The 23,125-nt window shown below is 44.9% G+C and carries 19 protein-coding genes; 9 read left to right on the top strand and 10 right to left on the bottom strand.

Going from position 1 to position 23,125, the window contains the following annotated elements; translation table 11 throughout:
• Positions 1 to 26 precede the first annotated feature (26 nt).
• The 7 genes from J4N23_RS08605 to J4N23_RS08575 all read right to left on the bottom strand — a co-directional run bounded on the left by J4N23_RS08605 (position 27) and on the right by J4N23_RS08575 (position 9,621).
• Positions 27 to 1,079, bottom strand: coding sequence for a glutaminyl-peptide cyclotransferase (locus J4N23_RS08605; protein WP_207426553.1), 1,053 nt, complete (start codon positions 1,077 to 1,079; stop codon positions 27 to 29).
• 12 nt (positions 1,080 to 1,091) lie between these two features.
• Entirely contained in the window at positions 1,092 to 1,448 is a 357-nt protein-coding gene (locus tag J4N23_RS08600; RefSeq protein WP_207426552.1) for a YraN family protein, read from the bottom strand.
• Between the two features lie 61 nt (positions 1,449 to 1,509).
• Positions 1,510 to 3,456 carry a DNA primase gene (dnaG, locus tag J4N23_RS08595; RefSeq protein WP_207426551.1) on the bottom strand — a complete coding sequence of 649 codons (1,947 nt, stop codon included), beginning with the start codon at positions 3,454 to 3,456 and terminating at the stop codon, positions 1,510 to 1,512.
• 13 nt (positions 3,457 to 3,469) lie between these two features.
• The gene (locus J4N23_RS08590) at positions 3,470 to 4,414 is read right to left on the bottom strand and encodes a hypothetical protein (RefSeq protein ID WP_207426550.1); all 945 of its coding nucleotides are present in this window, start codon (positions 4,412 to 4,414) and stop codon (positions 3,470 to 3,472) included.
• A gap of 57 nt (positions 4,415 to 4,471) precedes the next feature.
• A complete protein-coding gene (locus tag J4N23_RS08585) occupies positions 4,472 to 5,656 on the bottom strand; it encodes a M20 family metallopeptidase (protein ID WP_207426549.1) in 1,185 nt (394 codons plus the stop codon).
• A 6-nt stretch (positions 5,657 to 5,662) separates the two neighbouring features.
• The gene (gene secA / locus J4N23_RS08580; RefSeq protein ID WP_207426548.1) at positions 5,663 to 8,971 is read right to left on the bottom strand and encodes a preprotein translocase subunit SecA; all 3,309 of its coding nucleotides are present in this window, start codon (positions 8,969 to 8,971) and stop codon (positions 5,663 to 5,665) included.
• A 149-nt stretch (positions 8,972 to 9,120) separates the two neighbouring features.
• The gene (locus tag J4N23_RS08575; RefSeq protein WP_207426547.1) at positions 9,121 to 9,621 is read right to left on the bottom strand and encodes a hypothetical protein; all 501 of its coding nucleotides are present in this window, start codon (positions 9,619 to 9,621) and stop codon (positions 9,121 to 9,123) included.
• 85 nt (positions 9,622 to 9,706) lie between these two features.
• On the opposite strand from J4N23_RS08575, the gene purD reads away from it, so the two are divergent.
• Both purD and J4N23_RS08565 read left to right on the top strand, forming a co-directional pair.
• Positions 9,707 to 10,981, top strand: coding sequence for a phosphoribosylamine--glycine ligase (gene purD, locus J4N23_RS08570; RefSeq protein WP_207426546.1), 1,275 nt, complete (start codon positions 9,707 to 9,709; stop codon positions 10,979 to 10,981).
• 53 nt (positions 10,982 to 11,034) lie between these two features.
• The gene (locus tag J4N23_RS08565) at positions 11,035 to 11,574 is read left to right on the top strand and encodes a hypothetical protein (RefSeq protein ID WP_207426545.1); all 540 of its coding nucleotides are present in this window, start codon (positions 11,035 to 11,037) and stop codon (positions 11,572 to 11,574) included.
• Positions 11,575 to 11,588: 14 nt separating this feature from the next.
• Here J4N23_RS08565 and J4N23_RS08560 read toward each other — a convergent pair whose 3' ends face one another.
• Both J4N23_RS08560 and J4N23_RS08555 read right to left on the bottom strand, forming a co-directional pair.
• Entirely contained in the window at positions 11,589 to 12,719 is a 1,131-nt protein-coding gene (locus tag J4N23_RS08560; protein WP_207426544.1) for a TlpA disulfide reductase family protein, read from the bottom strand.
• Complete coding sequence (locus J4N23_RS08555) at positions 12,720 to 13,904, bottom strand: formimidoylglutamase (protein WP_207426543.1); 1,185 nt, start codon at positions 13,902 to 13,904, stop codon at positions 12,720 to 12,722.
• A gap of 113 nt (positions 13,905 to 14,017) precedes the next feature.
• Here J4N23_RS08555 and J4N23_RS08550 point away from each other — a divergent pair, with 113 nt between their 5' ends.
• The 4 genes from J4N23_RS08550 (at position 14,018) to J4N23_RS08535 (ending at position 17,868) form a co-directional block, all read left to right on the top strand.
• On the top strand, positions 14,018 to 14,989 hold the full coding sequence (locus J4N23_RS08550; RefSeq protein WP_207426542.1) for an NAD-dependent epimerase/dehydratase family protein: 972 nt from the start codon (positions 14,018 to 14,020) through the stop codon (positions 14,987 to 14,989).
• Between the two features lie 57 nt (positions 14,990 to 15,046).
• A complete protein-coding gene (locus tag J4N23_RS08545; protein WP_207426541.1) occupies positions 15,047 to 16,339 on the top strand; it encodes an HAD-IB family phosphatase in 1,293 nt (430 codons plus the stop codon).
• A gap of 15 nt (positions 16,340 to 16,354) precedes the next feature.
• A complete protein-coding gene (gene crcB / locus J4N23_RS08540) occupies positions 16,355 to 16,723 on the top strand; it encodes a fluoride efflux transporter CrcB (protein ID WP_207426540.1) in 369 nt (122 codons plus the stop codon).
• Positions 16,724 to 16,803: 80 nt separating this feature from the next.
• Positions 16,804 to 17,868 (top strand): branched-chain amino acid aminotransferase, encoded by a 1,065-nt coding sequence (locus J4N23_RS08535; RefSeq protein ID WP_207426539.1) that lies wholly within the window; start codon positions 16,804 to 16,806, stop codon positions 17,866 to 17,868.
• A gap of 40 nt (positions 17,869 to 17,908) precedes the next feature.
• Here J4N23_RS08535 and J4N23_RS08530 read toward each other — a convergent pair whose 3' ends face one another.
• Positions 17,909 to 19,717: a hypothetical protein gene (locus J4N23_RS08530; RefSeq protein ID WP_207426538.1), complete on the bottom strand. Its 1,809-nt coding sequence runs from the start codon at positions 19,715 to 19,717 to the stop codon at positions 17,909 to 17,911.
• Between the two features lie 120 nt (positions 19,718 to 19,837).
• Between J4N23_RS08530 and miaB the strand changes: the two genes are divergently transcribed.
• The 3 genes from miaB to J4N23_RS08515 all read left to right on the top strand — a co-directional run bounded on the left by miaB (position 19,838) and on the right by J4N23_RS08515 (position 23,101).
• Positions 19,838 to 21,259 carry a tRNA (N6-isopentenyl adenosine(37)-C2)-methylthiotransferase MiaB gene (miaB, locus tag J4N23_RS08525; RefSeq protein WP_207426537.1) on the top strand — a complete coding sequence of 474 codons (1,422 nt, stop codon included), beginning with the start codon at positions 19,838 to 19,840 and terminating at the stop codon, positions 21,257 to 21,259.
• An 84-nt stretch (positions 21,260 to 21,343) separates the two neighbouring features.
• Complete coding sequence (locus J4N23_RS08520; protein WP_207426536.1) at positions 21,344 to 22,579, top strand: sigma-54-dependent Fis family transcriptional regulator; 1,236 nt, start codon at positions 21,344 to 21,346, stop codon at positions 22,577 to 22,579.
• Between the two features lie 6 nt (positions 22,580 to 22,585).
• The gene (locus J4N23_RS08515) at positions 22,586 to 23,101 is read left to right on the top strand and encodes an LptE family protein (protein ID WP_207426535.1); all 516 of its coding nucleotides are present in this window, start codon (positions 22,586 to 22,588) and stop codon (positions 23,099 to 23,101) included.
• Positions 23,102 to 23,125 lie beyond the last annotated feature (24 nt).

Here is a 23,125-nt window from a genome sequence, read left to right as displayed (position 1 = left end):
TCTTGAAATTTGCCCCGTTTTTAAAACTAATTAGAAGCTATTGCCTGTTGCGCGAGCTTTATCTGAAAAAGCTTGCTCCACTTTTTACCGGTCACAAAAAGCCTTTTTCCCGCAGGATCAAAGGCAATTCCATTCAAGACGTCCGTGATGCCTTCCACTCTTTCGCTATCCGGAAGTATCCCTTTCAGATCCACCACACCTTCCACGGCTCCCGACTGCGGGTTGATAATCACAATTTTGTCTGTCTGGTAAACGTTTGCGTACAACTTTCCATCAATGAACTCGAGCTCGTTCAATTGTTCAACGGCGCCGTTTGTATCATAAACTTCAATAAACCCTTCTTCCTTGTAGGTTTCCTTATTTAACTTATAGAGGCGATTGGATCCATCTGACTTCCAGATCTGCGTGCCGTCAAAGGCGAGTCCCCAGCCTTCCTGACTTGCCTGGTACGAAAACTCCCCTAGTTTTTTGAAGGTGTTCTTGTCGTAAATGAAGCCAATCCCATTTTTCCAGGTTAGTTGAATTATCCGGTCACCAACGACCGTGAGCCCTTCGGCAAATATGATCGCCGGAAGATCTACCTTTTTCAGCACCTTGCCGGTTTGCACTTCGACCTTCCGCAGGCTGGAGCCGCCATTTTCGCCGTCGCTTTCGTAGAACACTCCGTCGTGATATTCCAGCCCCTGGGTATAGGACGTAGTATCATGGGGATAAGTATTCACTACACTATAACCATACTGAGCGGGAGCGTTTGCCGGCAGCAAAAGGATGTTCGAGGTTACCTCCTGAGCCGCGCCGCCTTTATACACTTGGGCCGTCAGCAACCGTGCACCCAACTGCATACCCCCTGTTGGCAGCTGCACAGGATCTACAGTTGTTTTAGTAGTAATATACGTTGTATCTACCAGGTAACGGATGGAGTCGAAACTACCTTGTTCGATGTCTAATTGAAGTGTCACTGCCTGTCCGACCGTGATATTTTGTCCTTCCTCCGGTGATAGGAATGCGGCCGTTCGCGATTTGTCTTGCTTACAGGCAAAAACAAGAGAAAGCAGTGCTGGGATAAGTAATTTTCTCATTATGCTTTGTGATTACCAAAAGGCATCTTCTATGTGATGCAATTTGTGCTCTCCAACTTTATTAAAAATTATAGAAATTATATCGAAGCGAATTTCGCCTTTAAAGTTCATAACGTAAATATATTCTTCTGCTGCTTTCTGAAGATTTTTTTGTTTGGCCTCCGTGACAAAATCTTCGGGCTCCCCGAAATTGGTGGAGCTCCGCGTTTTAACTTCCACAAAGACAATTCTGCGATCTCGGTAGGCTATCAAATCTACTTCGGCTTTCCCGTGGCACCAGTTTTCATCCAGGATTTCGTAGCCCGCTGCCTCGAGATATTCTTTAGCAAGCCTTTCGCCCTTAATACCAAGTTGATTGTGGGAAGCCATAGAGGTAGGATTAGCTATTCTCTTTAGGGTTTAATGGTAATCTTTAGCAGGATAACAATATCTATTTTACAACTACGGAACCCAGAAAAGAAGAGATGCCTTTCTCTACCTCTTTGATCCGCATATAGCGTTGCATTAATATGGCCTGATCGTCTTCGTTGGTTTCCCTTTGCAACTCCTCCCTGATCTCTTTCAATATCTTATCTACCTTCTTCTTCTTCAAGTGAAAAATGCCTCCGAGAACAGTAGCACGCATATTTTCCGACTCATGCTTCACGTAGATTTTCCTGGTGTTATACCAGTTTTCACTTAGAGAATATGGTGAAGAGACCAGTGAAATCGCTAGCTCCGAAATTTTTGAATTTTGATGCTGGATAAAATCATTAATGGTTGGAAGCTCCCCGCGCTCCATGTAATGGGTATACTCCTCGATGATGGCCTTACACTCAGGATGATCAAAAGAAACATCAGCAAGGTTCGAGATCACATATGGAGCGATATAGGTGTCGGTGATGCCGTCCCAGTTTACCAATTCATGCCCGTAGTTAATTAACAGTCGGATAATTTCCTTTTCCTGCAGTTCGTCTGATGCCGCGACCGTTTCCTGGATGAGGAATTCATCCGGGGGAGGAAGTTCGTCGGGCGGATAAGAGGGATATTGCTGCGGAGGCGGTGCCTGCTCCGGCTTATTATCCTTCTTAAACTTATTGAGCCGCAGCTTATTCAACTCCGAAATAAGCACCCTTTCCTCGATCTGCAACAAAGAGCTACACTCCCGAATGAATACAGCAGCCTTAATATCGTCCGGGATTTTGGCGATGCTTTCAACCACGTCGTGAATGACACCCGCCTTTTTTATAGGATCATTTGCTGCATCCTTTAGCAGAATGGAAGTTTTGTAGAGGATGAAGTCTTTTTGATTCTTCTCGATGTAGGTTTTAAACTCCGAGCTTCCCACCTTCTGAACGTAGGAATCGGGATCGTGTCCATCCGGGAACAGGACGACCTTTACGTTAAGACCCTCTTCCAGGATCATGTCCAAGCCCCGTAAAGAAGCCTTTATACCTGCTGCATCGCCATCATACAAGATGGTAACGTTCTTAGTGAAACGACCGATCAGGCGGATCTGTTCGGTGGTAAGGGACGTTCCGGACGAGGCGACTACGTTTTCAATACCGGCTTGCTGTACGGAAAGCACATCAGCATATCCTTCTACCAGGTAACAATTGTCCAGGTCTCTTATCGCTTTCTTAGCAAAAAAGAGCCCATAAAGGACATTGGACTTATGATAGATCTCGCTCTCCGGCGAGTTGACGTACTTTGGTACTTTTTTGTCGGTGATGAGCGTTCGCCCCCCGAAGCCGATGATCCTCCCGGTAAAGTTATGGATCGGAAACATCACCCGTCCGCGGAAGCGGTCATAAAGCTTCCCTTTATCGTTGCGGATGGAGAGTCCTGTCAGCTCCAGAAACTCTTCCTTAAATCCTTCCTGAACCGCTTTATCTGTTAAGGCGTCCCAGCTATCGGGAGAATATCCCAGCTGGAACTTTTTAATAATATCGTCGCGAAATCCCCGCTCTTTAAAATATCCAAGTCCAATGGTCTTACCTTCATTGGTCTCCCACATAGTATCTGCGAAAAACTTAGCAGCAAAGGAAGACACGATGTAGAGGCTCTCCCGGCGGTTATCTGCTTCCAGCTGCTGAGGCGACTGCTCCAGCTCCTCAATCTCGATGCTGTACTTATTGGCCAGGTATTTCAGCGCTTCGGGATAGGAGTATTTCTCATGATCCATGATAAAGCGGACCGAATCTCCACCCTTACCACAGCCAAAGCACTTGTAGATCCCCTTGCTTACTGAAACATTGAAGGAAGGCGTTTTTTCATTGTGGAAAGGACAATTGCCGATTAAGCTCGTTCCCCTTTTTTTGAGGTGCACGAAGTCACCGACCACCTCTTCAATACGGGCAGCTTCAAGAATTTTATCAACGGTTTCCTTAGCAATCATCTCGCAGCACGATTTACTTTTCTTTCTTATATCCCTTATGGAGGATTAAAAATGCAGCTCGCTCCTCCGCTTTAAGCGGTATGTCCCAATTTCCCTGATAACTGATTTTTGTAGGAAGCAGAGTCTCCCCATTATCGAAATACCCCAGCTCGATGTTCATCTGTACGTCAAACTCGAAGGCCAGGTTATCGTATTTCATATCCACGTACCTTCCCAGGATTTGCATATTCCGTTTATCAAAGATGGTAGTCAGCTCCTTGATCATGATACCGTCTTTCGTCCAGTTCGACAGATCTTTCTTCTGGGTAACCTTAAATTTGTAAACAGGAATAGAATCCAGATAAGTAGAACTGAAAAAAGCATAATCGTAGTACTGCTTCATATTTGCAGTAAAGATCTGTGTTTTGCTACCGATGAAGGGAACTCCTTTTATCGGTCGACCAGGACTAAAAATAAGAGTCTTCAGCTTGTCTTTGTAGGATTCATTACTTCCACCGCCTTTGCCGGCGGGCGAACTACTGGGGGCAAAATCAGAATTATAGGCGTTCATGAAGATGTAATCAAACATCTCCACCGTATACAACTGGTACTTGCCATTCTTCTTATACACCTTGCCGCTATCCTGCCTGGCCAGATACTGCATTTTATAGGACCCGTCGTTGTTATGAAAGATCTTCCGGTAAATTTTCCCCTCTACCTTGTTCTTTTTGTTGTAGGTAAAAATTCTGTTCTCGGCCGTAAAACTGTACTTTTTCATATTCCTAAAGGCCTCATAGAAACTGGTATCTTTCAGGATTTCGTTAATGAAGGTTTGTACATTAATGCGGGTCGACTTGATGCTGATAGCAGAATCGAGCGTAATGGTCAGTACAGTATCAGGATTAAAACGGGGAATTCTTTGGGCAAAGCCAGAAGTAGTAAGGCAGGCAAAAAAACAAAAAAACAGAATCTTTCTCATCACAGCTAGAAAAAAAAAGCCCTCCACAAAGATATGGAAGGCCTGGTATTTTGAAGCTTAATTACCGAGCCTCTTTATCGCGATGTATGCCATCAGGCCCGTGCCGGTAATCAGCGCAGTTTCATCAATATCAAAGGTAGGTGTATGCACCGAAGACGTTATTCCTTTTTCTTCATTCCGGATACCGAGACGATAGAAACACGAGTCGGCTACCTGAGAGTAATAGGCAAAATCTTCTGCAGCCATCCAGATATCCAGATCGAGTACATTTTCTCTTCCCAGGTAGGCTTCAGCAAAACCCCGAACCTGCGCAGTGAGATTTTCTTCATTTATCAGATAGGGATAACCATTCACAATGTTAAACTCACAACTTCCCCCCATGCTTTCTGCAATTCCTTCAGCGATCTTCTTCATCCGCCGATGCGCTTCAGCCCGCCAACTTTCGTCCAGTGTTCTGAAAGTCCCTTCTAAGTGAACCTCGTTTGGAATTACATTTGTCGCTCCGTTCGCAATTACTTTTCCAAAAGACAGCACGGTAGGCATTTTTGGATCTGCAATGCGGCTAACTACTTGCTGTAAAGCGACAATGATGTGAGAAGTAATAAGTACGGGATCGATATTTTGCTGAGGTTGAGCAGCATGTCCACCTTTCCCTTTAACAGTAACATAGATCTCATCGGTAGAAGCCATGTATTTGCCTGAGCGGATACCGATTTTACCAGCATCAATCAGCGGCATTACATGTTGTCCGATTACGGCCTGCGGAGTTGGATTCTCCAGCACTCCCTCTTTAATCATCAGGCTCGCTCCTCCCGGAAGCTTCTCTTCTGCCGGTTGAAAGATCAGCTTCACTGTTCCGCCAAATTCGGCTCTCATTTCCTGAAGGATCCGCGCAGTTCCGAGCAGTGATGAGGTGTGGACATCATGACCGCAGGCATGCATTACTCCTTCATTTACAGATTTATAGGGGACGTCGTTTGCTTCTACAATGGGTAGTGCATCCATATCGCCTCGTAAGGCTATCACAGTATCAGAAGGAAGTTCTCCTCTAATAATGCCCACTACTCCGGTGTTCGCCATGCTTTCCCACTCTATACCCAGCTCGGTTAATGCATTTTTAACGTAGGCCGAGGTTTCATATTCCTGAAAAGAAAGTTCGGGATGGGCATGAAGATGACGGCGATGTCTAACAACATCGCCGTGAAACCTTTGGGCAAGCTCCTGAATTCTATCTCTTAGCATTTGATATTATTCTAAGCCCGCTCCGTGACAGTTCTTGTATTTTTTGCCGCTTCCGCAGGGACAAGGATCATTACGACCGATCTTATTCTCGTTACGGATAGGCATTGTTTTTTGAATTTCGCGGGTGTCTTCCATCGGCATGCCTGCTCCTCCATCTGCTACTGCAGCCAGCTCCGGCTTCGAAACTTTCAGCTTCGACAAATCTTGCCTAGGCTCAGGACGGGCTTCTCTTACTTCCTCTTCCTGTACCGGAATACCACCTTTAAATAGGAAGCTGACAATATCCTTGTTAACGCTGGCCAACATCTGCTTGAACAGATTAAAGGCCTCCATCTTATAAATCACCAATGGGTCCTTCTGCTCGTACACGGCGTTCTGCACAGATTGCTTTAACTCGTCCATTTCACGGAGGTGCTCTTTCCAGGCATCGTCGATCAGTGCTAATACCACCGTCTTTTCAAATGCTCGTGACACTTCGCGTCCGCCTGTCTCTACTGCCTTTTTAAGATTGGCAGATACTTGCAAACCTCTCAGGCCATCAGTAAACGGTATGATGATATTTTCAATGAACTCTCCACGTTCCTGGTATACCTGTTGTAGCACCGGCAGTGCCTGGTGGGAGATGGCATCTATTTTTTGCTGGTAGTAAGCCGTCACTTTCGCAAACAGTTGCTCGGTAAGTTTAGCGATAGAAGTACCGTTAAACTCTTCGTGCGACAGCTGAGGATCTACGGTAAACACTTTGATCATTTCCATTTGGAAACCTTCAAAGTTAGCCGTCTCCTTATATTCCGTAACGATGTCCTCTACAGTATCGTAAATGGTATTGTTCAGGTCTACTTCCAGACGCTCTCCAAACAAAGCATTTTTACGCTTCGCATAAACCACCGTACGTTGCGAGTTCATCACGTCGTCATACTCTAACAAACGCTTACGAATACCAAAGTTATTCTCTTCTACTTTACGTTGCGCACGCTCGATGGACTTAGTGATCATCGAATGCTGAATTACCTCCCCCTCTTCGATTCCCATCCGGAGCATGATGTTCGCAATTCTCTCTGAACCAAACAGACGCATCAGGTTATCTTCCAGAGAAACGAAGAACTGTGAAGAACCCGGGTCGCCCTGACGTCCTGCACGACCACGCAGCTGGCGGTCAACACGACGAGATTCGTGACGTTCAGTACCTACGATTGCCAAACCTCCCGCTTCTTTAACGCCGGGACCCAACTTGATGTCGGTACCACGACCAGCCATGTTTGTAGCAATAGTTACTGTTCCTGCTTGTCCTGCTTCCGCCACGATATCCGCTTCCCGTTGGTGTAATTTCGCGTTAAGCACATTATGTTTGATACCACGCAGCTTTAACATCCGGCTCAATAGCTCAGATATCTCGACGGAAGTGGTACCCACCAGCACCGGACGACCAGCCTGTGTCAGTGCTGTAATTTCATCCGCGACTGCGTTATATTTTTCACGCATGGTACGATAAACCTTATCCTCCATGTCTTTACGCTTCGTTTGAACATTGGTCGGGATCTCTACCACATCCAACTTGTAGATCTGCCAGAGCTCTCCTGCTTCTGTTGTAGCTGTACCCGTCATACCCGCTAATTTGTGGTACATCCGGAAATAGTTTTGAAGCGTAATGGTAGCGTAAGTTTGTGTAGCATCTTCTACCTTTACATTTTCCTTCGCCTCTATCGCCTGGTGTAAGCCATCAGAATAACGACGGCCTTCCATGATACGACCAGTCTGCTCATCCACGATCTTTACCTTACCTTCGTCTATGATGTATTCTACATCGCGCTCAAATAAGGTATAGGCTTTCAGCAACTGATTTACCGAGTGAATACGCTCTGACTTCACAGAGAAATCCCGCATCAGCTCGTCCTTACGTGCGATCTTTTCGTCGTTAGAAAGTGCTGATTTTTCCAGTTCGGCGATCTCTGTGCCTACATCCGGCATTACAAAGAAACTTGGATCTTCTCCGGTTGCGGTAATAAATTCAATACCTTTTTCAGTAAGCTCCACCTGATTATGCTTCTCGTCGATAACGAAGAACAGTTCAGCATCGGCCTTAGGCATCTCTTTCGCCTGATCCTGCAAGTGATAGTTTTCACTCTTCATGAGGATTTGCTTGATACCCGGCTCGCTTAAGTATTTAATCAGTGCTTTGTTTTTAGGTAATCCACGGTGTGCACGTAATAAAGCCAGGCCGCCTTCTGTAGGGCCAGTCTTACCTTCGCCGATGAGCTTTTTGGCCTCATTCAATACGCTGGTAATATAGTTTCTTTGTGCATTCACCAATCGTTCGATCCTTGGCTTTAGGGCATAGAACTCATGTTCATCACCACGAGGAATCGGACCAGAAATAATTAAAGGCGTACGAGCGTCGTCAATTAATACAGAGTCAACCTCATCCACCATGGCGAAATGCAGTTTGCGCTGAACCATATTTTCCGGGCTCAACGTCATGTTGTCACGGAGGTAGTCGAAACCGAATTCATTATTGGTACCAAAGGTGATGTCTGCAAGGTATGCTTTACGACGAGCCTCAGAATTGGGCTGGTGTTTATCGATACAATCCACGCTTAGACCGTGGAACTCAAAAAGAGGTCCGTTCCATTCAGAGTCACGACGGGCAAGATAATCGTTCACTGTAACGATATGCACCCCCTGACCCGAAAGGGCGTTCAGGTAAGCGGGAAGCGTTCCTACCAGAGTTTTACCCTCACCTGTTGCCATCTCAGAAATCTTACCCTGATGCAGTACAATACCACCAATCAGCTGCACATCATAGTGGATCATGTTCCAGGTTACTTCCGTTCCGGCAGCTAACCATGTATTGTGGTGTAATGCTTTGTCGCCATTGATAACTACATTTGGCTTTCTTGCAGCCAGATCCCTATCAAACTGGGAAGCAGTTACTTCAATTACTTTGTTTTCAGTAAAACGACGTGCGGTTTCTTTAACAACGGCAAAGGCTTCAGGAAGGATGTCCATTAACACTTTCTCCAGTTCCTTATCCCGCTCCTTACCTAGTTTATCCACCTGATCATAGATTGCAGTTTTTTCCTCCACTGCAATTGCCGGGTCTTCCCCCTGAGCTTTCAGCTCCGCAACTTCTTTATCGATAGAGGCCAGCGCTTCCGCTATCCTGGCTTTAAAATCAAACGTTTTCTGCCTTAACTCATCATTGCTGATCGAAGCAAGTTTTGAATATTCAGCTTTGATTTGCTCCACCAAGGGCTGAATTTGTTTTATATCCCGTTCAGATTTGCTTCCGAAAAGTTTATTTAAAAATCCTAACATGATTTACTCTTAAAAATCCTTATTACTCAACAATTAGGCCATCAACTACAATAAGCCAATATGGCATAAGGATGCAAAATTAGATTAATTAATGAATTTAATTTGGGATGAAGCTATAAAATTAAACTTAAAAACGCCGGGCGTAGTATCTATTCCTCTTCATCAAATCCCCAGTCGAAATCACTGTTATCAAAATCGAAGTCCTTTCCCTCTGCCTGAACCATCTTCACCTCATAGTCGTCAGAAAGATCGATGGCAAACCTAATCCCCCAGTCGTCTTTAAAATCAGCTTCAATGTCGAAAGTCCGGATCCACTTAACGAACTCCTGCCTGAACTCTTCAATGGTGTTTCTGACCAGCTGTACGTAGTCGTTGTTGTTTATCTTGATGATGCGGGCGAATAGTACCGCATCAAAGAGCTCCTTCACTGCAAACTTTATACGAAGGGCGTTTTCCATTTTCATAGTGTACAGCTCTGCCGCCTCAGCTCCTGCAATTTTAATAACGATAAGCATCGCGTTGCTGAGGATTTGGGCTTTCAGCTCCTCCCTTTGCTCATCATCTTTGAAAAACTCAGAAATATGCTCGGCCAGAATCATCAGTTCCTTCGCCTTCTGATAGACCGGAAGATTTTCTATTTCATCCCTCATCTATGCAAGTTAAACATCTTTACCTTAAATAAAAGGCTCCGTCAATTCTTGTAACAATAACAAGCTAGAATTTTATCTTTGCCGCATGAACATTCTTTTACTAGGTTCGGGCGGAAGAGAAAGTGCTTTTGCCTGGAAAATCTCACAAAGCCCCTTATGCAGCCAGTTATTTATAGCACCTGGAAATGCAGGAACAGGAGCTTTCGGAAAAAATGTAAATATTCAGGCAACGAATTTCGCGGGTATTCGTGAGTTTGTTTTGCAAAATAATGTTCAGCTTGTGCTGGTTGGACCAGAGGAACCGCTGGTAAAAGGTATTCACGATTATTTCCTTGCGGATGAGGATTTGAAAAGCATTCCCGTTATCGGTCCCCGGGAAGAAGGTGCTAAGCTGGAAGGCAGTAAAAACTTCTCTAAAGCGTTCATGAGAAGACATTTTATCCCGACCGCAGCCTCGGCATCTTTCACTATCAACTCCCTAAATGAAGGTCTTTCCTATCTTGAAACCCACAAATATCCTGTTGTATTAAAAGCTGATGGCCTGGCAGCTGGTAAAGGCGTATTGATTTGCCAGACGGTGGAAGAAGCGCAAACAGAATTGGTAGCCATGCTTCAAGATGCCAAGTTTGGTGAGGCGAGCAGCACCGTAGTCATTGAGGAATTTCTGACTGGGATTGAGCTTTCAGTCTTCGTCCTTACAGATGGTCATACCTACAAGATCCTGCCGGAGGCAAAAGATTATAAGCGTATCGGCGAAGGCGATACCGGACTTAATACGGGCGGAATGGGTTCTATTTCCCCGGTTCCGTTTGCTGACGCAGCATTTATGAAAAAGGTAGAGGATCAGATTGTAAAACCGACCATTGCCGGCTTGAAAAGCGATCATATCCCTTACAAGGGCTTTATCTTCATTGGCCTGATGAACGATAATGGCGATCCCTATGTAATTGAATATAACGTACGCATGGGCGATCCGGAAACTGAAAGTGTAATGCCACGTATCGAGAGCGATTTTGTTGACCTTTTACTGGGTGTAGCGCATGAAAACCTCGCGGAAAAAGAATTGAAGGTGTCTGACAAGACAGCAGCCACGGTAATGCTGGTAGCCAGCGGTTATCCTGGAACCTACCTGAAAGGAAAAGTAATCTCGGGCCTCGATAATATCCGGGATTCTCATATATTCCATGCCGGCACTACGCTGGAGGACGGTTTGATCAAAACATCGGGCGGTCGCGTACTGGCGGTAACCTCACTGCAGGACACCATGTTTGACGCCGTACAGCAAGCAGTGGCGGATGCCGGAAGAGTATATTATGACGGCAGGTACTTCAGGACAGATATTGGTTTCGATCTGCTTTGATCAGAATATTTTTCACCTAAATTCGTTAGATTACTTCTCTAAAAGTAATAGCGTTGGAAGATAGTTTAAGGAAAGGTTTTTTGGCACAAGGTTTCAATATTTGTTTCAACAGCATGGGCCAGAAAACCTTTTTCTATTGGGCGGTGGCCTTCTTTATTTCTGTAGCTGGGCCAGCCTCTGCGCAGGACTCAGTAAAAAAAATAACCGTTAAGGTTATCGCTGCTCCCAAACCTGTTTCTATCTCGATTGACAGTGCACTAAACCAACCAGTAAGTGCGTCTTCAAAACCAGAAAAGAAAGAGAAAAAAAAGATCCAAAAGGCTGAACAAAAATCAGAAAGGGCGGTAAGGGCCTCAATAGCTCAGGAACCGGAAAACCAGGTGCTACCAATTCAGAAACCAGCGAAACAGGAGCCGGCAGAGGTCCAGATTCAGTCGCGTTCCCAACCTCCGGCAACAACTGATCTTACCAAGTCTGAATCGCTTGTAACAACTACAAACACATCTAAAGTGCAGCTTTACTGGATAGCGTCCGTGGTGTTGATAAGCCTGATTTCCTTTGCCCTGCTATTTGGCAGGAAACCAAGCCGCTAGTTTTTCTTTGTACGCTAATCCTCTGAAAATAAGTTGGCAAGAAAGCTTTGAAGTTCCGCTCCACGGAGATTTTTAGCGATGATCTTACCTTTCGGATCCAGCAGGAAGTTTTGCGGAATAGAGCGGATGTTATACATTCTGGCTACTTCATTCTGCCAGAATTTCAGATCTGATACATGCGTCCAGGCCAGTTCATCGTCTGCAATCGCCTTCAACCAGGCGTTTTTCGCACCTTCGCGATCAAGTGAAACCCCCAATACGGTAAATCCTTTTCCTTTATATTGATTAAAAGCGGCTACTACGTTTGGATTCTCATCCCGACAAGGCTTACACCAGGAAGCCCAGAAGTCAAGGAGGACATACTTCCCTCTGAAATCAGTTAAATTGATTGGTTTCCCAGCAGTATCCACCTGCGTAAAATTGGGAGCAACGGCCCCAACTGAAAACATCTTTTGTGCCTCAATCTCAGCGGCAATCGCCTGTCCGGAAGGCGTCTTCTTCACTTCCTTCGCCAGAAGCTGAAACAGGGAGTCGGCTTTATTATAATTCTGAGAACTTTCTGCAACCTCTTTTATTACCAAAAGGCTTACGAAAGAATTTTTGTTATCCTTAAGGAAGCCGATCTTGAGCTTCTGCTGTTCTTCCAAGAATTTAGCATAACGCTCCTGAAAGAGTGTCTGCAGGGAATCCTGATTTTTACCCGCACTTGACGCCTGCTGCACTTCCTGATAGAATTTATGAAAATTTTCTTGCTGTTCGCTGCCTGACTGCAGAAAGCGGGTAAACGTCGAATTTATCTTCGATCCGCTTACTACGGATGCACGAATATTGGAAGGAACCTGAATCTTAACAGATCCTGAATCAATTAAAAACCTAAAGGCAGTTTCCCTCTGGCGAAGATCTTCGGTAAGTGAAATGATCGCTTGCTGCGGTTCATCCAGTTCTCCTTTGATTACGAATTTACCGTCCTTTATATTGATGACCCGCGGTTGCGGCGCCTGACTTCCGAACAGCTTTACCTGCGAGAAGTAGATTTTGTCGGCCTTGAAGCTTGTATCAACGCTTCCATTAATAGTGAACTTTTTACTCTGCCCCAAGGTAATGGAGCTCAAAAAGGTAAAAAGTAGTAACAGGGTGAATCTCATTTAAATTAGCTTTTGGTAAGTGCGCCACCAGAGGTCCGGCATCTCTCCTGAAACGGCAATCTGATAATCTTCGTATCTGCAGGGCACTAAATGGTACCGCTCATTTCCGGAAGGCCCGGTTGGGTAAGGGACTTGCATCCACCAGCGGTCGGACTTTTTGCTCTTTACGAAGACGAGTTCGTGCGAGTTATCCTTCAGCGAAGCGCGGTATATAAGGTATTGTGATTTAGGCTGCAGCGGAAAGTCCTTTTTACGGTTGTAAAACCCGTCAATAAAGTACCAGATCATTTGTGCTAGCAGCATCGCTGTTTGTCCATTCCTGTCGTAAGCCGGATTAAACTCATAAAAGCCTATGGAGGTAAGCTTATCACTCATTCCTGCATAACGACACATTTGACAAGCGTCCTCCCCATAAAAACCATTGGGTGTAGCATTTCCGTTTGCACAGGCATCGGAGGCGCGAACAGCAGAAATATCAAAACTAATCAAGCTGGCATTCCTGACAATTGGCTCAACCAGAGGAATACTATTCGTAAACTCCCCCAGCCGGTGCACGTCGAACAATAACTTCTCCATAACGCGAAGGCTCTCCTGATTAACAAAATAGGTTTGGTAGCCTATATTGCTGAAGTTGAACAGGTAGTTTGGCTGATGCAGGAAAATCTTGTTAAGGTATGATTTGGATGAGGTCTCGATCGACTCGGCATCAAATGAGTCGTCTAAATCAAACTTGGGATCAATCACCACCAGGTCCGCCTTTTGTTCGAGATCCTCGTAGGCCATGTACTGTGCATACGTTAGATCTTGCCCTCCGCCAATAATTAACGGGACGATATCCTTTTTAATCAACTCAGTGACTACGGTTTTCAGGGCGATATAAGTATCAGCAACCCGGTGACCTGCGCGAATATTTCCCAGATCCACAATTTTGGTGGTATAGCTACCCTCGTAAAGGCTGTACAACTTCTCCCGCACGTAATCTGGCCCGAGGCCACAGCCCTGGTTGTCCACCGCATTCCTATCTTCCAAAACGCCGATAATGGCAATATCAAACTTTTGTTCCTCGAGATCCGGAAAATCACTAGAGAAGATTTCCACTTTAGAACCCAACTGGCTGACGTATAAGGCATCGCCCGGGTTGAACTTTTTTGCATCTAAAGGAGAAAGAAAATCGGCTAATGACATAGTTTGAGCTTTTTTGCTTCTGCCGCTTCTTCGCGCGAGCAATATCCTGTTTCGTTTCGCCCAAATATCAACTTTATTAAATACTTTTGAAAGCAATTTCAATTTTCGGGCGGATGGTATTAGTAACCGGGGCTACCGGATTTTTAGGTTCTGAACTTGTTAAACAACTTTCCCTGGCCGGGGAACAGGTACGTGTCCTCAGGCGCCCTGACTCCGTGATTCCAACTATTCTTCGGGATATTGATACAGTAGAATGGGTTAATGCCGACATTCTTGACTACTTTTCGTTGGAAAGCGCGCTCCAGGGAATAACCAAAATATACCATTGCGCTGCCTATATCTCCTTTCGGCGATCTGATAAAAAGAAACTTTTAAAACTTAACCGGGAGGGAACTGCTCACCTGGTTAATCTGGCACTTGACCTCGGAGTGGAGAAATTCGTTCACGTCAGCTCGGTGGCGGCACTTGGCGAAGCGAAAGAGGGGAAGCCGGTATCCGAACAAAATCACTGGGAGTTTAATGGTACCCAGCACGGCTATTCCATCTCCAAATATGAAAGTGAGATGGAAGTTTGGAGAGGCATTTCGGAGGGGCTGCAGGCGGTCGTTGTAAATCCTTCCTTAATTATTGGTGCAGGAGCCGGGACGAAGGGCAGCGGGCAAATTTTTGAAATGATCCGAAAAGGTGTGAAGTTTTATCCTTCGGGGTCCTGCGGCCTGGTAGATGTAGAAGACGTAGCAAGAGCAATGATCTTACTGATGAACAGCGACCTGAGCGCTGAGCGCTTCATCCTGAATGCAGAAAACTGGCAATACAAAGAGCTTTTCGTTGAAGCCGCAACCTGTTTCGGTACTAAAATTCCAAGTGTAGAGGCAAAATCATGGATGATGGAATTAGCCTGGAGGGGTGCTTCCATTGCTGCTGCATTTAGCGGAAAAGACTACGGTCTTACCCGAGATACGGCACGGAACTCGCTCAAGCGCTTAAAATATTCTAACGAAAAGTTCCTCCGGCATTTCCCCTCGTTCCATTATAAGCCTGTAAAAAAGTCGGTTGAAGAGATTTGCAGAGCTTTAAAAGATTAAACTATTACTACATTTGCAGCAATTTTTTAAACACGAGGCTGCATCCCATTTATAGCAATGAAGAATTTTTACATTATCGATTTTGATAGCACATTTACTCAGGTTGAAGCACTAGATGAGTTGGTACGTATATCCCTGAAAGATCATCCCGAAAGGGAAAGGATTTATAAGGAGATTGAAGACCTTACGAATGCTGCTATGGAAGGCCGTCTTTCTTTCCGTCAAAGCTTGTCAGAAAGAGTAAAACTTCTTCATGCTAATCAGGATCACCTGAAAACGCTGGTTAGCAGACTGAAGAAAAAGGTTTCCTCCTCCTTCTCCCGCAACAGGGCATTTTTCAAAAAGCATGCAGATGAAGTATTAATTGTATCGGGCGGATTTAAGGAATTTATTACTCCAGTAGTACTTCCCTATCATATAAAACAAGAAAACATCTATGCCAATACCTTCAAGTTTGACGAGGAGGGAAAGATTATAGGTTACGACGATACCAATCCTCTCTCAGAAGAAGGTGGCAAAGTAAAGTTGCTGCGGGAGCTGAACCTGCAGGGCAATATTTTTGGTATTGGCGACGGATACTCTGACTTCCAGTTAAAGGAATCCGGTTTGATCCAGAAGTTTTATGCATACACAGAAAATATCGCCCGTCAAAGCATTTTGGAAAAAGCGGACCATATCACGCCGAGCTTTGATGAGTTTCTGTATGTCAACAATCTTCCAAGAGCGATATCCTACCCTAAAAACCGGATACTGTGTTTAATTGTAGGAGACGTGCCAGAACAGGCGATCCAGGTTTTGAAGAAGGATGGATTCTCAATAAGACACAAAACAAGCTTTGAGGAAAAGTATGTGGCAGATGTAGGTATGTTACTATTGGCGGACGGACAGAAGCTGGAAGATCATCAACTGGAGCGGGCTGTAAAGTTAAAAACCATTGGATACCTCGGTCATAGTCGGGAAAATATTACCATGGATATAGCAACGGAGATGGGTATTGTCGTTTTTGATGATCCGAAACAAAACCCACGGAACAGCCAGTTTATCCCCAAACGGATGGCAGATTTCATCAATAAAGGAGACACCTATCTAAGCACGAATTTCCCTAATCTTCAATTGCCTAAGATTGCAAGTGCCCATCGTTTGATCCATATCCACAGCAACGTTCCTGGTATCATGGCCCAGATAAACCAGGTATTCGCTCGTCATAACATCAACATCCTGGGACAGTTCCTGATGACGAATCAGCAAATTGGTTACGCGATTACGGATGTGAGTGCGCAGTACGACAAACAAGTATTGAAGGAACTAAAACAAATAGATCACACGATTAAATTCCGGGTGCTCTATTAGGATTGCAAATAAAAGATGAAGCTGTTGCTGGTATTTTTAGGAGGGGGGCTGGGTAGCATAGCCCGCTTCCTTATTGGCAGACTCTATTCCACCTGGCAACCGGCCTTCCCCTTCGCTACCCTTACGTCCAATTTTCTAAGCTGCGTTGTTTTTGGTGTCGTCATTGCCTTGGGAACAGAAAAACTGCACATCAGCGAACCCCTAAAACTATTATTAATCACCGGTTTCTGCGGCGGATTCAGCACCTACTCCAGTTTCACCTTTGAAACAGTGGAGCTCTTCAGGGGAAGTCAGCACGGCCTCGCCTTTGCCAATATTGTTATCAACTTCCTGCTAAGTGTTGGCGGGCTTTCTCTGGGGACATTGGTAGCTAAACTTTTCTAAAGCACGGGTTTAATGATAAAAAAATCGCAGAAAAACTGTTAATTTGCGGCATTGTTATCTCTATAAAACCCTTTTGAGTTGTGGCCGATACACTTGATATAAAAATTTCAAAAACTACTACCTCTAAATTACCCGAAACAGACTTTAGCAATCTGCCTTTTGGTAAGATCTTTTCTGACCATATGTTCGTTGCGGATTACGATAATGGCGAATGGAAAAACTTTGAGATTGTTCCTTACGGCAATCTTTCTTTCAGTCCGGCAATGGCCTCATTACATTATGGCCAGACCTTTTTTGAGGGACTAAAGGCTTTCAAACAAAAAGACGGTAAAATAGTCGTTTTCCGCCCTTATAAAAACGCCCAGCGCTTCAACTTGTCGGCTGCCCGTATGTGTATGCCGGCACTGTCAGAAGAAATCTTCGTTAAAAGCATTGCGGCACTGGTAGATTTAGACAGGAATTGGGTTCCTGACGCTGCCAACCACTCGCTGTATATCCGCCCTTTCATGTTTGCTACCGACCCCTATCTTGGAGTACAGCCATCAAAGAGCTATAAGTATATGATTTTGACCTGTCCGGTAGGCGCCTACTTTGCCAAGCCGCTGAAGGTTAAAATCGAGAACAAGTATTCGCGTGCAAGCGAAGGAGGATTCGGATTTGCGAAGGCGGGAGGCAATTATGGAGGTTCTCTTTTCCCTGCGCAGGAAGCATTAAAAGAAGGGTTCGATCAAGTCATCTGGACAGATGGGAAGGACCATGCGTTCATAGAAGAGCTGGGAGCTGCAAACGTAATGTTCGTGATCGACGGCACCCTGGTAACGCCCTCAACCAGAGACACTATATTAAACGGAGTTACACGTGACTCGGTACTTACACTTGCACGGAATTGGGGAGTACCAGTAGAAGAGCGAAGGGTTTCGGTAGCCGAAGTTATTGAAGGCCTGAAAGCTGGTAAACTAACGGAAGCCTTTGGAGTTGGAACAGCTGCTACTGTTACTTCCATTGCGACGATCGGCTACGAAGGCGAGCTGTATCACCTGCCTGAAGCTACTGCTGATCAGTTCTCAAGCAAAGCTTTGAAAATACTTACAGATATGCGTTACGGTCTTGCTCCTGACGAGTTTGACTGGAACTACGTGATATAAAAAAATGATCCGGGTGGCCGAATAGCCGCCCGGACTATTCTTATCTGTTTCTCTTCTGCCTTCGTTTCAACCTTTTCTCCCGTCGCAGATCCCGTTTCTTTTCCCGCACTTCCTCATCCTGAGTAATCCCTTTCAGCTGATTCATCAGGTGCTGTTCTCGCTCCCTGGTTAAACCTATACTTTCCTGTAAACCAGTATAGATACTGTTCCACATGGAACTAAAAAAAGCAATGGAATCAGGACGATAATATTGGATCCTTCCAACCCGCAAAGGCTCTCCCGCTGTAGGGTTATCTTCTTTTAGGAGCAGATTGTTCGCCACAAGCGACTTCAAAGTATTTCTTTGCAACAGCTTATTCTCGTTAATCGAAAATATGCCCACTCCAAGGTTTTCATAAAACAGCTTTATGCTTCCTTCTGATCGCCTGTAATCTGCCTTTACATCGAACTCCGCCTTAATGACCCTTCCGGAATTAAACTGCATTAAAGCGAGTGGTCGCAATACAGAGTTGAAAACCCGTGTATTTATTTCTCCTACCCTCCCCCTATAATTATATGCTGCTTCCGCGGAACGTAAATCAAAGTCAATCTTCATTTCAAAAGCACCCTTCCCAAATAACAGCGCCCGAAAATCAGATTTGGCCCAGCTATTTTTTGCTATCCGCGATGAGTCATTGGTTACATTCAGAACTTTGCCGTTAATCGAATTAAAAAACACCCTACCTGTTTTCGCAGTCACCGGATTATATTCGGCATAGGTGATCGAGGAGTTTCGAAGTTTTAAGGTGTCAATACTCGTATTCAACCGGAAACGTTTTAGCGCAACATGGGGAAAATTTCTTCCGCGATCATACAGTGGTTTAGGAATAGTTTTGTTTGAAAACGCGTTCAACTCGAGTCTTCCTAATGAAAGACTTGAAGCTCGAAGTCGTCTCCTGTCAATCAATGTTTTAAAGTCTATATTTTCGAGCTTTATTTCTTCCACACCTACCACATAGCGAATTCTCTTCGTTCTTCTATCGGGCAAAAGGGACATCTCCGGAAAACGAGGAATAAGTTTAAATCCTTCCACAGTAGCTTCCTTTTTAGATGAAGAAGCTTTGAGTTCATCAAAGTATATTTTATAGGAACTGTCTCTCGAGAAATATTCGTGCCCCTGAATGCGCAGAGAAATATCTTTAGAGAAATAGAAGCGATTTTTGTCCAGATGACTTGTAGAATCAATCAGCAGGTCTGAGACCGTGACTGACAAATTCTTCACTCCGTCAATTTCTGCCTTCTGAATAGTCTCATCTATATACTGAAAATTGGCATTGTGAAGCTCAATGCGGTGAATATGTATAGCTTTAAGATATTTAGATAGCCGCTGCCAGGCAGTGCGTCTATCCTCCGACTCTTCTACATCATCGTTACGGTTTTGAAAGTATACTTTGATCTCCGGCTCGTTTATGATCAACGCATTCACTATCAACTTCCTGTCGAAATAAGCCTTAAGCGGATGCGCACCCTTCAGCACTAAACTTTTAACTTGAACAGTGTAAATGTGAGTTGGGTTCGAACCTTTGCGCAGTAATGCGGCATAGACTGCCGGATCAGGTTGGAATTTAATGTCCCGTAGTTTTACATTACCACTCAGAGGGTTGATTTGTATGCCTGAAAAACTAATTGTGTATAAACCGTCCGTCGAACTGGTGATAGTCTCTTTTATCCGATCAGCAACCGTCGGCTCTATTTTCCGGGCCATGTAGATCATCGCCGAAAAAAATAAAACCAATAGAACAGTCAGCAGAGCTAAAGCCAGCTTAAGTCTGAAAGACACTCTTTTAACCTGCTTTTGCGTTAGGGTCATTCACCTTTTACCTCTTCTAAATAACAAGGTTACTCATCATATCGTTTTTTGTAAAAAATAGCCGGCTGACATCCTGTCATTCATTTAAATCCGTACTTTTGACATTCCAAAATTTAAAAGATGTTTAGTCCACAGGTAAGTGAAAAAGAACATGACGAAGCCCGGCAAGGCGAAGCCTTAGTGCTGGAGAATACGACGGGAAAAAACAGCGGCCGGAAGCTCTATATTGAGAGTTATGGCTGTGCAATGAATTTTTCTGACAGTGAGATCGTAGCTTCTATCATGATGGAGATGGGTTTCGAAACTACAGGAGAATATAAAGAAGCTGACGTAGTTTTTATAAATACTTGCTCGATCAGGGAAAACGCGGAGCAAAGAGTACGTAACAGACTTCGCGAATTCAAAGCAGTGAAAGCTAAAAATCCTGGCTTGGTGGTCGGTGTGCTGGGATGTATGGCGGAGCGGCTAAAAGCAAAATTTCTGGAAGAAGAGAAGTTGGTAGATGTGGTGGTAGGCCCGGACGCCTACCGTGATCTGCCGAATCTTATAGATCGTGTTGACGATGGTAATAAGGCCGTAAATGTATTGCTTTCCCGTGAGGAAACATATGCTGATATCAACCCCGTTCGGCTTAATTCAAATGGAATTAGCGCCTTTATTTCCATTATGCGCGGTTGTGACAATATGTGTTCGTTCTGCGTAGTACCTTTTACGCGTGGAAGGGAGCGCAGTCGCGATGCTAAGTCGATTATACAGGAGGCGCAGGATCTGTTTAACGAAGGTTACCGGGAAGTGACTCTACTCGGCCAAAATGTCGACTCCTACAAATGGAGCAATGAGGAGGGTACCGAAAAAGTCAACTTTGCTCAGTTGCTTGAGATGGTAGCGATTGTCAGCCCCGAACTTCGGGTGCGTTTTTCAACATCCCATCCCAAAGATATTACTGATGAAGTGCTCGAGACGATGGCAAAATACGAGAACATCTGTAAATATATCCACTTGCCCGTGCAGTCTGGAAATTCTCGAGTGCTCGAATTAATGAACAGAACATATGACAGAGAGTGGTACATCAACAGGGTCGACGCTATTCGCCGTATCCTGCCCGGTTGTGCTATCTCGACCGATGTGATCGCAGGCTTCTGTTCGGAGAGCGAAGAAGAGCATCAGGAAACGTTGAGTATGATGGATTATGTAAAGTACGACTTCGCCTATATGTTCATGTACTCCGAACGACCAGGAACCCTCGCTGCGAAACGATATGCAGACGACGTTCCTGAGGAGGTAAAAAAACGACGGCTGACTGAAATAGTAAATAAACAACAACAACATTCGCACGAAAGATTGTTAGGACAAGTGGGTCAGGTGCACAAAGTATTGATCGACGGTTTTTCAAAGAAATCAAAGGATGACTACGCGGGCAGAAACGACCAGAACGCAACGGTCGTATTCCCGGTAGACTCCAGGGTTAAGCCAGGGCAGTATGTAAATGTCCTAGTGGAGAAATGCACCACGGCCACCCTGATAGGACGAATTGTTGGTTAATTACATGATTTAAACAGGACGACCGGGAGTCAATAGAAGTGCAGGTACACCTGCTTCCCGACTCTCCACTCTTAACAGAGCAAAATGGATATCCAAGACATTAAAAACCGGTTTGGTATTATCGGAAATTCTCCCCTGTTAAACCGTGCTATCGATATTGCCCGGCAGGTGGCTCCTACCGATATTTCGGTGCTAATTACGGGTGAAAGTGGAAGTGGAAAAGAAGTTTTTTCACATATCATTCATCATTTAAGCGCACGGAAGCACGGTCCTTTTATAGCGGTTAACTGTGGGGCCATTCCTGAGGGAACGATAGATTCCGAACTCTTCGGTCACGAAAAGGGTTCTTTCACCGGGGCACACGAGGCTCGGAAGGGATATTTCGAGGTGGTAAACGGTGGAACAATCTTCCTCGACGAGGTGGCTGAACTTCCCCTTGGAACACAGGCCCGGTTGCTGCGCGTGCTCGAAACCGGTGAATACTTGCGCGTGGGATCATCGAAGGTTCAAAAAACTGACGTGAGGATCGTTGCTGCTACCAATGTCGACGTTTTTGATGCTGTGAGAAACGGCAAATTCAGGGAAGACTTGTACTACCGCCTAAACACGGTTCCTTTGAAAATCCCGGCTCTGCGCGAACGCCAGGAGGACATTTACCTACTTTTCAGAAAGTTTATCGCCGATTTCACAAATAAGTACCGCAGTCCGTCAGTACAGCTGGATGCCGAAGCACAGCAAGTTCTAACGAAGTACAGCTGGCCTGGAAACGTGCGACAACTAAAAAATATTGCTGAGCAGATAGCAGTACTCGAGAAAGAAAGAAATCTTACCGGACAGTCGATCCTCAAATACATTCCCGCGGAGAGCAACACCAGTAATTTACCAATGCTGGTAAGTAAAGACAAGAAAGAAGATTTCTCAGAAAGAGATCTCCTGTATAAAGTGCTGTTCGACATGAAGCGGGATATGGTAGAACTTAAAAAGCTGGTAGCCGAGATCATCAAAAACGGGGGAAACCCTGCTGCTTTAACAGCAAATCCGCAGCTGATTAACCAGCTTTACCATGATGTGGAGCTATTAGGAGCTGAAGAACAGGCTCCCACTATCACTATTCATCATCCCGAGAAGGCAAAGGCTGATTTTAACTTTTCCCACCATGAGGAAGAGGTCGAAGAATCTCTTTCGTTGATTGAAAAAGAATCGGATCTGATCAAGAAAGCACTAAAAAAGCATAAGGGGAAACGAAAGCTGGCAGCGCAGGAATTGGGAATCTCCGAACGCACTTTGTACCGTAAAATAAAAGAATTAAACCTGAGTTAGTAAGAAATGAGATTCACTTTAAAAAAGGCTCTTTTGCTAATCCTGCCCCTTACGTTTTTCATGCAGTCATGCTGGATATACAGCTTTTCAGGAGCATCTATTCCGGCAAATATGAAAACGTTCTCGGTTTCCTTTTTCGAAAATACTGCACCCCTGGTAGTACCCTATTTGAGCCAACAATTTACGGAAGCTTTAAAAGAGCGAGTGCGTAACCAATCGGGCCTCTCTATGGTAAGGGAGAACGCCGACGGAACTTTTGAGGGTAGAATAACAGATTACAGCATAAAACCGGTTGCAGTAACTGCCGATGAACGTGCAGGACTTAGCCGGCTGACTATCACCGTAAACGTTAAATTCACCAATACTGTTGACAACGAATATAGTTTCGAACAATCATTTACCCGCTATACTGACTTTGATATACAGGCTCGCTCCCTGCAGCAGCAAGAACCTGAGATGATCAGGCTGGTGACACAGATGCTTACGGAAGATATCTTTAACCGCGCTTTCGCAAACTGGTAGTTTAATTTTAAATTTATTCTTTAC

Origin of the sequence: Pedobacter sp. SYSU D00535 (genome assembly GCF_017355855.1) — a bacterium.
GTDB lineage: Bacteria > Bacteroidota > Bacteroidia > Sphingobacteriales > Sphingobacteriaceae > Desertivirga.
The sequence above is the reverse complement of the archived record's forward strand: the minus strand, read 5'-3'. Positions and strand labels throughout refer to the sequence as shown.

Coding starts and splice junctions, on each gene's coding strand:
- J4N23_RS08605 (WP_207426553.1), bottom strand. CDS start 1,079: ATGAGAAAATTACTTATCCCAGCACTGCTTTCTCTTGTTTTTGCCTGT.
- J4N23_RS08600 (WP_207426552.1), bottom strand. CDS start 1,448: ATGGCTTCCCACAATCAACTTGGTATTAAGGGCGAAAGGCTTGCTAAA.
- dnaG (WP_207426551.1), bottom strand. CDS start 3,456: ATGATTGCTAAGGAAACCGTTGATAAAATTCTTGAAGCTGCCCGTATT.
- J4N23_RS08590 (WP_207426550.1), bottom strand. CDS start 4,414: ATGAGAAAGATTCTGTTTTTTTGTTTTTTTGCCTGCCTTACTACTTCT.
- J4N23_RS08585 (WP_207426549.1), bottom strand. CDS start 5,656: ATGCTAAGAGATAGAATTCAGGAGCTTGCCCAAAGGTTTCACGGCGAT.
- secA (WP_207426548.1), bottom strand. CDS start 8,971: ATGTTAGGATTTTTAAATAAACTTTTCGGAAGCAAATCTGAACGGGAT.
- J4N23_RS08575 (WP_207426547.1), bottom strand. CDS start 9,621: ATGAGGGATGAAATAGAAAATCTTCCGGTCTATCAGAAGGCGAAGGAA.
- purD (WP_207426546.1), top strand. CDS start 9,707: ATGAACATTCTTTTACTAGGTTCGGGCGGAAGAGAAAGTGCTTTTGCC.
- J4N23_RS08560 (WP_207426544.1), bottom strand. CDS start 12,719: ATGAGATTCACCCTGTTACTACTTTTTACCTTTTTGAGCTCCATTACC.
- J4N23_RS08555 (WP_207426543.1), bottom strand. CDS start 13,904: ATGTCATTAGCCGATTTTCTTTCTCCTTTAGATGCAAAAAAGTTCAAC.
- J4N23_RS08550 (WP_207426542.1), top strand. CDS start 14,018: ATGGTATTAGTAACCGGGGCTACCGGATTTTTAGGTTCTGAACTTGTT.
- J4N23_RS08545 (WP_207426541.1), top strand. CDS start 15,047: ATGAAGAATTTTTACATTATCGATTTTGATAGCACATTTACTCAGGTT.
- crcB (WP_207426540.1), top strand. CDS start 16,355: ATGAAGCTGTTGCTGGTATTTTTAGGAGGGGGGCTGGGTAGCATAGCC.
- J4N23_RS08530 (WP_207426538.1), bottom strand. CDS start 19,717: ATGACCCTAACGCAAAAGCAGGTTAAAAGAGTGTCTTTCAGACTTAAG.
- miaB (WP_207426537.1), top strand. CDS start 19,838: ATGTTTAGTCCACAGGTAAGTGAAAAAGAACATGACGAAGCCCGGCAA.
- J4N23_RS08520 (WP_207426536.1), top strand. CDS start 21,344: ATGGATATCCAAGACATTAAAAACCGGTTTGGTATTATCGGAAATTCT.
- J4N23_RS08515 (WP_207426535.1), top strand. CDS start 22,586: ATGAGATTCACTTTAAAAAAGGCTCTTTTGCTAATCCTGCCCCTTACG.